Origin of the sequence: Streptomyces africanus (assembly GCF_002150735.1) — a bacterium.
Lineage (GTDB): Bacteria > Actinomycetota > Actinomycetes > Streptomycetales > Streptomycetaceae > Streptomyces > Streptomyces africanus.
Window position 1 is genome coordinate 785 of the sequence record NZ_MUKA01000518.1, and the last position, 226, is coordinate 1,010.

1 protein-coding gene is annotated in these 226 nt (G+C 71.7%); it reads left to right on the top strand.

Going from position 1 to position 226, the window contains the following annotated elements:
• A partial coding sequence (locus CCL05_RS46800; protein ID WP_425275985.1) for an AMP-binding protein occupies window positions 1–226 on the top strand: 226 nt, incomplete at both ends.

Genomic DNA, 226 nt, shown 5'->3' on the forward strand with positions numbered 1-226 from the left:
GCCGGCCCCGAGATCGCCTACCAGCTCGCCGACTCCGGCGCCAAGGCCCTCGTCTACGGCCCCTCGCACGCCGGCCTGGTCGCGGGACTGCCGGGCAGCACGGACGTCCGTACGTACGTCGAAGTGGGCGCCCCGTACGAGGAGGAACTGGCCTCGGCCTCCCGGGAGCCCATCGACACACCGGTCGCCCCGGACGACACCTGCATCATCATGTACACCTCGGGCA